Below are 9,190 nucleotides of genomic sequence, written 5' to 3' on the forward strand. Positions count from 1 at the left end.
CCCCAGCCGGCAACTGGAATCATCGCCGCAAAGGAAAGACCTGCGTTTAACTTATCTCCTCTAGCATAATAGATTACTCCGTTTAAACCATCTGCTATTTCTCCGTATACAGGAATTAGTCCCGCTACATCTAATACAAATTGAAAACCATCCAACAGTTTATTTTCTTTTGGTGGCTCCACTTGGACTGCTTCTTCCTTGTATTCTACTTTAGAAACGATTTCGTAGTATACTGTCCCGTTTTCCGAGTATTCTTTGATAAGTAGACCATTTGCATATTGATGGTATTGGATATTCTCTCCCACGTTTTCATCAATTGTAATCATCCTTTTCAGCTCTAGCGCTTGAAAGGTTTTGGCAGTGATCATCGTGCCGATTATTTTGTCTCTTTCATCTACCCATAGTTTATGAGGCTCTAAATATACCTTCGGGAATAGCTCTGTCCGAATCTCGCTTCCAAACGTAATTGCATTCCACTGACTCGGCTGGAAAGTAATGTCCTTTACCCCTGATGTAAACATTCCCTCCATATCCACAAGCCAATTGCCCATCGTTTGAATATCTGCTTCGACTGTGGTTAGTGATGTGGTTTGAGAGCTATCGAATTCATGCAGCTGTAAAACCGTGTCGTCACGTTTCTTTTTAGAATTTTAAATTTAAAAAACCTTGAAAGACATTTAGCCAATCAAGGTTTTAAGTATTGATCCATAATTAACAATTAAAAAATACCTTCAAGAAACAAAAAAAGATGACCAAGTTTCCTTTAACTCTTCTTTTTAAAGCAGTACATCTCCACTCTTAAAATTAACTATCACATTTATATATTTCTTCTCCCAGAACTTCATCTAGTCTCTCGAGCAAAATACTCATTAATCCAATTTAAAAGCAACAATTTGTCCTTCTGGATAATCACCATTCCAACCGCAAGGAAAAGCACCATATTGATATATTTCAAACAATTTTTCAAAAAAGGAATTACTCTTTCCATTTATTGCTCTATTGATGGCACAATTAGTAAGGTCAGCTACAACATCATTATAAAATATACTATATTTAAATGAGCTCTTTCTCACATTATCAGCAATAATTTCTAATAATTCTTCCAGTCCTTTAGGTTTTTCATTTTCAGATTTTGCATAATATAAACCCTTGACTTTGCTCATTTCCATTTCTCTAATATCTTTCCAATTATACTCTTCTTCACCAAAAATTTCTTCATAAGCTAAATGCTCTGCTTTTTTTGTATCATTAATAATGATAATATTTTGGGGAAATTTATTAGTTTGTTCACTCTGGAAATCTTTCGAGAACTGAATTACCTCTTCAACTAAATTATTAAATAACCCATAGTTCATTACTTATTATACCACCTTTCCAAAAGGTCAACTGTTGCCCTCCTCTTTTCCATACAGGATCCTGCAAACATCATTCCCCAATATTGGTGACTCTAATCCAAAAAAATTTATAAAATAATAGAGTAATAGTTAATTTTCTCACTCAATATCAGCTGATTTAATATAAATTAAAATAAAAACCTTGAAAAGCTTTGAGCCAATCAATGTAACAAGTAAAATTTCTACTCTATTTCAATTCCGTCATAAGCATCTCCTAGTGATTCAAAATCATCACTATACCAATACCAACTCTCACCTTCGCCTTTACTTACTAATATTCTATTTAATAAATCAGTAAATGAAATTGCTACAACTGTACTACTACCTACTACACCATGGGAATCCCAGTGACTATCATAGCATTTTCCTAACCTTTCAGGATGTAAATCAATCGATAAATAATTACCACTACCTAGGTCACCTAAAATATACCAATGTGAGGAAATATCATATTCGCATTTTTCCCCCACAATTATAGGGTTTGCCAGCACAAATTTATCAGAAGGAACGATAGAAACGCCAAAATCTACATTAGTAAACAACTCCACTCCTCCACAAATCGTATAAAATTCAAGTAAATCTTTCGGAAGAACGTCACCCTGTTCAATATTTTCTGGAAGTCCTTGAGGTGGGTAAACTTTACAGTATTCTGTTTCATTAATTTTTTGAAGAATCTCTTTTATACTCATAATAGCCTCCTAATTATTAGTCAAGTGTATATAAATATTTATTTAATTGTCTGTAATATTCTCTCCTAGTTAATTCCGGAACCTTTGCAGCATCAAACATATCTTCTGATAATCTTTGTATCTCTTTAGGACTAACATTTTTCCAATCAACTTTCGCTCCTACAGGTCTACCTGTTCTCTCCCGTAGCCATTCTCTATAGACCTTTTTAGTTGCTTCATGCATCCCACCATTATTCCTATCTGTGAGAGCAACTGTAGGTGACTTACCAACTTTTTCTTTATATCTTGGAATATTTTGCTTTGCCCACTCATTCATTACTCCATGATGATTTTCGAGACCGTACTTTCCATTTGCAGGACGATAAGAAACTACATCATATTCTTTTACAACTTTTTCCGTACCCTTAGTCTCAACATCTACACTTTAATTTGTTGGTGTAGTATCCACCTTTGCAGATGGTGCATTAATTGTCTTCGCATTTTTAGGTGGAGCTGTATAATCTCCATTGCCTCCAACACCTTTTGGCTTAGCCTGTATATTCGTATTCGGTGTATCTGGTTTCACATGGGCTTTCCCGCTACTAACTGGTGCCGGGTTGTTTGCTTTTGCCGTTGGTGTAGTGACTGTTTTAGTAGATTTGTTTGGAATCGTGGTACTGCTCAGGTTTATGTGATCTCCATTGCCACCAACGACCTTCGGCAGATCCTGTATCTGCTCATTTGGATTCCCCTTAGTAGGGCTGGCAACCGCACTTTTTGCTTCGGGTGTATTCCCTTTAGATGGCGGCTGGACTGCAGAAGATTGTACTTTACTAGAATTTGCTCCATTGCCGTCCAAATCCGGGTTCTTATTGGCAACGTTTGGGTTCTGGATCTCTGGATTAACACCGCCACTGGGAGTTTTAGATGTTGCTGGGATATCCGTTTTCGCTGTTGGCATGTTGAACATGAATGGACTATTATTGGTATACGGTGTCCCATTCTGTAAGCTAGTAAACAGATTTAATCGTGACTGCGAACCAATCAGTGGGGGAAAACTTTTAATAGCTTGGGTAATGGTGTCTCAATTGAATGTGCAACTGGTTCTTTAATGCACCTTGAGCTTTCACCAAGACTTTTATTCTAGTGACCAATTGCTGTATTGAACAAAATAAATCATGTGGTTTAGCGTATGAAAGTGTTAGGTTACTCGCCCGGTTATCTTACTTTTCATGCCACTCAAGTATTAAACATAATACCTTGATGGTACAACCATCATAAGCTATTGATTTTCATTAGCATTTTTAATGTCGTCCAAAGCATAAATTTCTCCCCAAAAACAAAAAGCACCTGTTGCCTTTATTTGACAATCAAGTACTTTAAGTTCATCTGTTTTTAAGTAGCATAAATTTTATAAGTTTTATAGTAACAGTATGACACCTTTTTTATCGTGCCAAGTACTTCATTAATACTTACGAGCTTGTATGAGTCGTTATTTTTATATACTTACCATGTGTTTATATACATCACCCAGTAAAATGTCGCCTAAGCTCGTACTTCTTTTACTATTCTATCATCGTGCACGTAATACTCTTTGAAGGTTGTACCACCATAGAATTAAACTAAACTTCAAATCCAATTACTATCCATTCATCAACTATGTCCCAAAAATTCATATTATATCTAGGCTCTTTATTTGTCCACCATAAAGTCGCATTATCATTATTAGAATTCTTATAATCTACTGCAACATAGCCACCCATACCACTTTTGAAGAAACCAAAAGTAGTTTGTAAATCAATTTGTAAGGGCTCTTCTAACTCTTCGATAATCCCCCATTCATCATCACCAAAAAAAGTTACATCTTCTAAAGGAACTAAACCCATTGATTGGCTCGCATAATAATAGAAACCATTATGAACAGTTTGATAAAAATTTCTTATTGTTGAAGGAAACTTATCCCAAGATTTTTCTAATTCTTCATTATTAAACTCATCTTTAGGATTCCCCCCCTCATAATATCGAATTTCACCATTATCTGTTTTAATGGTGTATAAAATTGAATATCCACCATTTATGTCCATAAGGTCTACTTCTTCAAGGTGCTTAGACAAATAAGAAATGGTGTTTCTTAATTCCACTCCTACTTGCTCTTTCCATAAAGATAAAATAATCTCAACTCTCTGGTCTACGTTTTCTTCTTGAAACAATTTATACCAAGAATTTGGTATTTTCCCACAATCAAGTTTATTAATCTCATGGCATGATATAAGTTGTGCATTTCTTTTATATTTTCTTAAAAACCCCAGTTTTTGTTCCATAATGCTATATCAGCTCCTTTATTTATCTATATCTTTTTTATTTCCTTCAACAAAATCATCAATTTGTTTTTGTAATTTCATTTCTAATTCTTTTTCCTTCTTTATCATTTCTTCTCTAAACTTAGGGTCAACTTCAATATTTTCTTTTTTATAAATTGTCCAATCAGAATAAGATTTAGACCCCTTAGATTTATTGGCTGCTTCACTTAATCCTAAAAAATTCTCTTCATTGTTTAAAACCTTAAGTTGTTGTTCTTTTGTTAGTTTATCAAAATTCTCCATCTTAGCTATATTTTTCATTGATACGATATGATCGGCTTGAAGTCTACCTGTAATATGCTTACCAGGTAAAGCAGGGTCAGGCATTCCTATTTTATCCTCAATACCCTCGTTAACTTTTTCTCGTAACTTTGCAGTAGGCGATCCGTCTCTTAATTCATCATATAATTCCTTTGAGATTCTTCTTTCCCCGTATCGAGGCGGTAATCCAATTTCATCCGTACCCATAGTCGTAACATCCACATTTTTTATCTCTGTATTACCATTACCCTCTAAACTTTTAGAGGTTGTTGGGACATCCGGTTTCGACAGCGATAAATTGCCAGTAAGAGGACTATTGAATGTTACAGACTTTGGTGTCATATTATTGAAGTCTGTTTTGAACATATACATGTTAGCCTGGGTTCTGCTTAGTGGGCCATTGACCACTTCTTGGTAAGTGGGTGTAAACATAGATGCCACTTTTTCATCACTTAATACATTCCTTGCTTGGTATAACTGACTACCTTTATTTGCAAATTTCGTTGCAGTACTTCCCCAGCCGGCAACTGGAATCATCGCCGCAAAGGAAAGACCTGCGTTTAACTTATCTCCTCTAACTGTATAAATAACCCCATTGGCGCCATCTGCAATTTCTCCGATTCCTGGTATTAACCCTACGATATCTAATCCAAACTGTATACCATCCAACAGTTTATTTTCTTTTGGCGGCTCAACTTGGACTACTTCTTCCTTGTATTCTACTTTAGACACGATTTCGTAGTACACTGTCCCGTTTTCCGTGTATTCTTTTATAAGTAGACCATTTTCATATTGATGGTACTGGATATTCTCTCCTACGTTTTCATCAATCGTATTCATCCTTTTAAGCTCTAAAGCTTGAAAGGTTTTGGCAGTGATCATCGTGCCGATTATTTTGTCTCTTTCTTCTACCCATAGTTTATTAGGATCTAAATATACCTTCGGGAATAGCTCTGTCCGAATCTCGCTTCCAAACGTAATTGCATTCCACTGACTCGGCTGGAAAGTAATGTCCTTTACCCCTGCTGTAAACATTCCCTCCATATCCGTAAGCCAATTGCCCATCGTTTGAATATCTTCTTCTACTGTGGTTAGTGATGTGGTTTGAGAGCTATCGAATTCATGCAGCTGTAAAACCGTGTCGTCACGTTTCTATTTGGAATTTATAATTTAAAAAACCTTGAAAGGCATTTAGGCAATCAAGGTTTTAAGTATTATAAATTATCTTTTATTGATCTATAATTAACAATTAAAACATGCCATCAAGAAACAAAAAAAGATGACCAAGTTTCATTTAACTCTTCTTTTTTAAAGCAGTACATCTCCACTTAACTATCACATTTATATATTTCTTCTCCCAGAACTTCATCTAGTCTCTCGAGCAAAATACTCATTAATCCAATTTAAAAGAAACAATCTGTCCTTCTGGATAATCACCATTCCAACCACAAGGAAAAGCACCGTATTGATATATTTCAAACAATTTTTCAAAAAAGGAATTACTCTTTCCATTTATTGCTCTATTGATGGCACAATTAGTAAGGTCAGCTACAACATCATTATAAAATATACTATATTTAAATGAGCTCTTTCTCACATTATCAGCAATAATTTCTAATAATTCTTCCAGTCCTTTAGGTTTTTCATTTTCAGACTTTTCATAATACAAACCCCAGACTTCGCTCATTTCCATTTCTCTAATATCTTTCCATTTATACTCTTCTTCACCAAAAATCTCTTCATAAGCTAAATGCTCTGCTTTTTTTATATCATTAATAATTATAATATTTTGGGGGAATTTATTAGTTTGTTCACTCTGGAAATCTTTCGAGAACTGAATTACCTCTTCAACTAAATTATTAAATAACCCATAGTTCATTGCTTATTATACCACCTTTCCCAAAGGTCCACTGTTGCCCCTCCTCCACTTTTCCATACAGGGGTCGCAACCTCTTTGTCTATTCTTTCTATTCTGTATTGTTCCAATCCAATTTCTTTAATCCTTTTAAGTTCATTTTCAAGGTAATTATCCTTCATGTATAGTGGTAATCCCTTTTCTTGAAGTAGTCTTAACTTTTGTTGCAATTCAAAAACTTGTTTTTCTATTATAGTTATATTTTGTCTAATATCTATTTCATCCAATTTGCTCCTTACAAAATTACTATAAATTGAGTGATATCCTTTATGTCTAGAAGTTACACTAACCTCAGCGTCTGGAACTCGAAGAAAAAATCCATTTGAGGCATTGTCCATATCCATACCTATTTTTTGTAATACAGGATGACTTCTAAATTCCTTAGGAATAATATGTTGTGCTTGATAAGGGGTTCGCTTTGTAGTTATAGGCAAACCCATTTCTTCAAACATGTTTTTACCCAGCTTTGTAGAACTTCCTCCTGTCACCTTTCCAGGTGTACCAGGAATAAGCCTATTAACTTCTCCCGCACCCTTTATCTCAAGATCCATCTTTACATCTTTATTCACATTACTATCAATACTTTTATTTGTTGGTGTAGTATCCACCTTTGCAGATGGCGTATTAATTGTATTCGTATTTTTAGGTGGAGCTATATAATCTGCATTGCCTCCGACAACTTTTGGCTTAGCCTGTATATTCGAACTCGGTGACTCTGATTTCACATTTGCTTTTCCGCTAATAACGGGTGCCGGGTTGTTCGCTTTTGCCGTTGGTGTAGTGACTAATACAATCAGCCATCTTTTTTCAGCCAACTTGGACAGAGTTATCTATCGACGATATTTACGACATTTTAAACGGTATGCAAGTGTTGAACATCGACATTCTCGAGTTGGGTTAGTCCTCTTGCTCTAGTCACTGTTCTATGTTCGTAAAAGTTTGTAAAAATTTTAAAAGGCTAGGAGGAAAGCGAAGGTAAGGTTTTGAAGAATTGAAATAGTGGTAATTGTTGATATTATGGTTATTTGCTTAATAACATAAAGAGTAGATAGGACATAATTTTATTAAATAAATCGGAATTGTTCGGTACTGGGTAGCCCACATAAAAAAAGAAACCTTGAAGTAAATAGCCCTTCAAGGTTCTACAAAGAGTATTCTAAATACAATTATTTTTCTTTTTTATATGCTAATGTAATCTCCACTACTTCCTCTGGTTATAAATCCTCATCGATCCAAAAAATTAAGTCGCTGGGAGCAGGGTGAGGAACATTTTGTTCTAAGATTTCTATATATTCACTTACCCCTTCCTCAGATAGCATAGGATTATAATTTTATTTACTAGTTCAACTAGTTCTTTAAAGGTTAGTTTCTGATAAATAATTGTGTACTTACTTATCCTTGTTGAGATATTCGACACTAAATAAAATGCTATCTTTTCAGTCTCAAATTCCCTATTAATTCTTGGATATTATCAGCAATATGCTCAAATGTCCCTTTTTCAAAATCTTCTAATTGTATTATTCCATTACTGTTCTCAATAACTACCAACAAACCATTCCCTTCAATCCCAATAGGTATCTTCTTTAAACTATCCCCATGATTTTCTTTATATCCTTTCAGTGCCTCTCGGAATGAACTTATCTCGCTATTCGGTAGCACAGACTCTAATGCAATATAGTGTTCCTGATAAAATCCATCTAAATCTGCAAACCAATATGAGTTAAAATATTCAACTATTGATTTATGCAATTTTATATCAAATTCATCTTCTAAACTTGTAAAGTCCTGTGAAACAGTCTTTTCTACAGGTTTCCATGAGATATATTCTTCCTCATCAACTTCTCCATCATAAATTATTAGGTTATCTTCACTACTAATTGGTGTTTTAAATAAAAAATCTAAACCTTCATTAGCTATCTCTTTTCTCATTTGAAAGTATATCTGCATTGCTTCTTTTATTGACAAAGTTATCACCCTTTACTTATTTAAAAATTTTTCAAGTAATTCAGCATACTCACTGTCATTTCCCCAAACACTGGCAGCTTTTTCCGCATTATGTATGCCACCTGTTCCTGGGTGTAGCTTGGAAGGCACTGCAACTGCTTGCCCCCCCCCACCTACATGATGATGGATTAATTTATCATTGTATAATTCCTTTAAATCATATTGAGGGAAGTGTTCTCTAAATGTTTTATCAATTATCGGAGAGAAACCCAATTGAATTTTTTGTTTATTTGCTTTACTTAAACTTTCTGGTTGTTTATTCATTATTTCTTTCCAATAAAAGTCTTTATCACGTAACCAGCCTTCTGAATTGGTTCCTGCTTTACCCTTACCCACATAAGGCATTTCTACTGTAATTCTTGGGTCTGCAGTATATTTTTCTTCTAATTTTTTTAAATCAGCATTCCTATAAGTTCTTATAGGATGATTAATATTATCTATACCCATAGTCGTAACATCCACATTTTTTATCTCTGTATTACCATTACCCTCTAAACTTTTAGAGGGTGTTGGGACATCCGGTTTCGACAGCGATAAATTGCCAGTAAGAGGACTATTGAATGTTACAGACTTTGGTGTCATATTATT

Annotated in this window: 10 protein-coding genes and 5 pseudogenes; all 15 read right to left on the reverse strand. The window is 34.5% G+C overall.

The genetic code is table 11. The features are described 5' to 3' along the window. Positions 1 to 551, reverse strand: a 551-nt coding sequence (locus HF876_RS19040; RefSeq protein WP_240949831.1) for a hypothetical protein, incomplete at its 3' end; no start/stop codon positions are given. 3 nt (positions 552 to 554) lie between these two features. After that, positions 555 to 614, reverse strand: a pseudogene (locus tag HF876_RS19405) (hypothetical protein); the annotation flags it as partial. A gap of 255 nt (positions 615 to 869) precedes the next feature. Beyond that, positions 870 to 1,355, reverse strand: a complete 486-nt coding sequence (locus tag HF876_RS18225; protein ID WP_169361480.1) for a hypothetical protein — start codon at positions 1,353 to 1,355, stop codon at positions 870 to 872. A gap of 221 nt (positions 1,356 to 1,576) precedes the next feature. After that, a complete protein-coding gene (locus HF876_RS18230; protein WP_169361481.1) occupies positions 1,577 to 2,083 on the reverse strand; it encodes an SMI1/KNR4 family protein in 507 nt (168 codons plus the stop codon). Positions 2,084 to 2,099: 16 nt separating this feature from the next. Further along, a pseudogene (locus tag HF876_RS18235) lies at positions 2,100 to 2,408 on the reverse strand (hypothetical protein); the annotation flags it as partial. Between the two features lie 99 nt (positions 2,409 to 2,507). After that, complete coding sequence (locus HF876_RS18240; protein WP_169361483.1) at positions 2,508 to 3,032, reverse strand: hypothetical protein; 525 nt, start codon at positions 3,030 to 3,032, stop codon at positions 2,508 to 2,510. Positions 3,033 to 3,126: 94 nt separating this feature from the next. Continuing rightward, a pseudogene (locus HF876_RS18245) lies at positions 3,127 to 3,252 on the reverse strand (IS110 family RNA-guided transposase); the annotation flags it as partial. Between the two features lie 432 nt (positions 3,253 to 3,684). After that, positions 3,685 to 4,383 (reverse strand): SMI1/KNR4 family protein, encoded by a 699-nt coding sequence (locus HF876_RS18250; RefSeq protein ID WP_169361484.1) that lies wholly within the window; start codon positions 4,381 to 4,383, stop codon positions 3,685 to 3,687. An 18-nt stretch (positions 4,384 to 4,401) separates the two neighbouring features. Further along, positions 4,402 to 4,683 carry a hypothetical protein gene (locus HF876_RS19325; protein ID WP_169361487.1) on the reverse strand — a complete coding sequence of 94 codons (282 nt, stop codon included), beginning with the start codon at positions 4,681 to 4,683 and terminating at the stop codon, positions 4,402 to 4,404. Between the two features lie 1,020 nt (positions 4,684 to 5,703). Next, positions 5,704 to 5,823: pseudogene (locus HF876_RS19330) on the reverse strand (T7SS effector LXG polymorphic toxin); the annotation flags it as partial. 253 nt (positions 5,824 to 6,076) lie between these two features. Continuing rightward, positions 6,077 to 6,562, reverse strand: a complete 486-nt coding sequence (locus HF876_RS18265; protein WP_169361485.1) for a hypothetical protein — start codon at positions 6,560 to 6,562, stop codon at positions 6,077 to 6,079. Continuing rightward, on the reverse strand, positions 6,559 to 7,413 hold the full coding sequence (locus tag HF876_RS18270; RefSeq protein WP_240949833.1) for an AHH domain-containing protein: 855 nt from the start codon (positions 7,411 to 7,413) through the stop codon (positions 6,559 to 6,561). Before HF876_RS18270 ends, HF876_RS18265 begins: the two co-directional genes overlap by 4 nt. A 399-nt stretch (positions 7,414 to 7,812) precedes the next feature. Continuing rightward, a pseudogene (locus HF876_RS19050) lies at positions 7,813 to 7,976 on the reverse strand (bacteriocin immunity protein). A 50-nt stretch (positions 7,977 to 8,026) separates the two neighbouring features. After that, positions 8,027 to 8,545: a SecY-interacting protein Syd gene (locus HF876_RS18275; protein ID WP_205964173.1), complete on the reverse strand. Its 519-nt coding sequence runs from the start codon at positions 8,543 to 8,545 to the stop codon at positions 8,027 to 8,029. A gap of 30 nt (positions 8,546 to 8,575) precedes the next feature. Continuing rightward, entirely contained in the window at positions 8,576 to 9,184 is a 609-nt protein-coding gene (locus HF876_RS18280) for a hypothetical protein (RefSeq protein ID WP_240949834.1), read from the reverse strand. Positions 9,185 to 9,190: the final 6 nt, after the last annotated feature.

Source organism: Psychrobacillus sp. BL-248-WT-3, assembly GCF_012843435.1.
Lineage (GTDB): Bacteria > Bacillota > Bacilli > Bacillales_A > Planococcaceae > Psychrobacillus.

What these genes read in the sequence shown, in the direction of transcription:
- HF876_RS18240 (WP_169361483.1), bottom strand. Translation starts at nt 3,032, where the DNA reads ATGTTCAACATGCCAACAGCGAAAACGGATATCCCAGCAACATCTAAA.
- HF876_RS18265 (WP_169361485.1), bottom strand. Translation starts at nt 6,562, where the DNA reads ATGAACTATGGGTTATTTAATAATTTAGTTGAAGAGGTAATTCAGTTC.
- HF876_RS18230 (WP_169361481.1), bottom strand. Translation starts at nt 2,083, where the DNA reads ATGAGTATAAAAGAGATTCTTCAAAAAATTAATGAAACAGAATACTGT.
- HF876_RS18225 (WP_169361480.1), bottom strand. Translation starts at nt 1,355, where the DNA reads ATGAACTATGGGTTATTTAATAATTTAGTTGAAGAGGTAATTCAGTTC.
- HF876_RS19325 (WP_169361487.1), bottom strand. Translation starts at nt 4,683, where the DNA reads ATGAAAAATATAGCTAAGATGGAGAATTTTGATAAACTAACAAAAGAA.
- HF876_RS18275 (WP_205964173.1), bottom strand. Translation starts at nt 8,545, where the DNA reads ATGCAGATATACTTTCAAATGAGAAAAGAGATAGCTAATGAAGGTTTA.
- HF876_RS18280 (WP_240949834.1), bottom strand. Translation starts at nt 9,184, where the DNA reads ATGACACCAAAGTCTGTAACATTCAATAGTCCTCTTACTGGCAATTTA.
- HF876_RS18250 (WP_169361484.1), bottom strand. Translation starts at nt 4,383, where the DNA reads ATGGAACAAAAACTGGGGTTTTTAAGAAAATATAAAAGAAATGCACAA.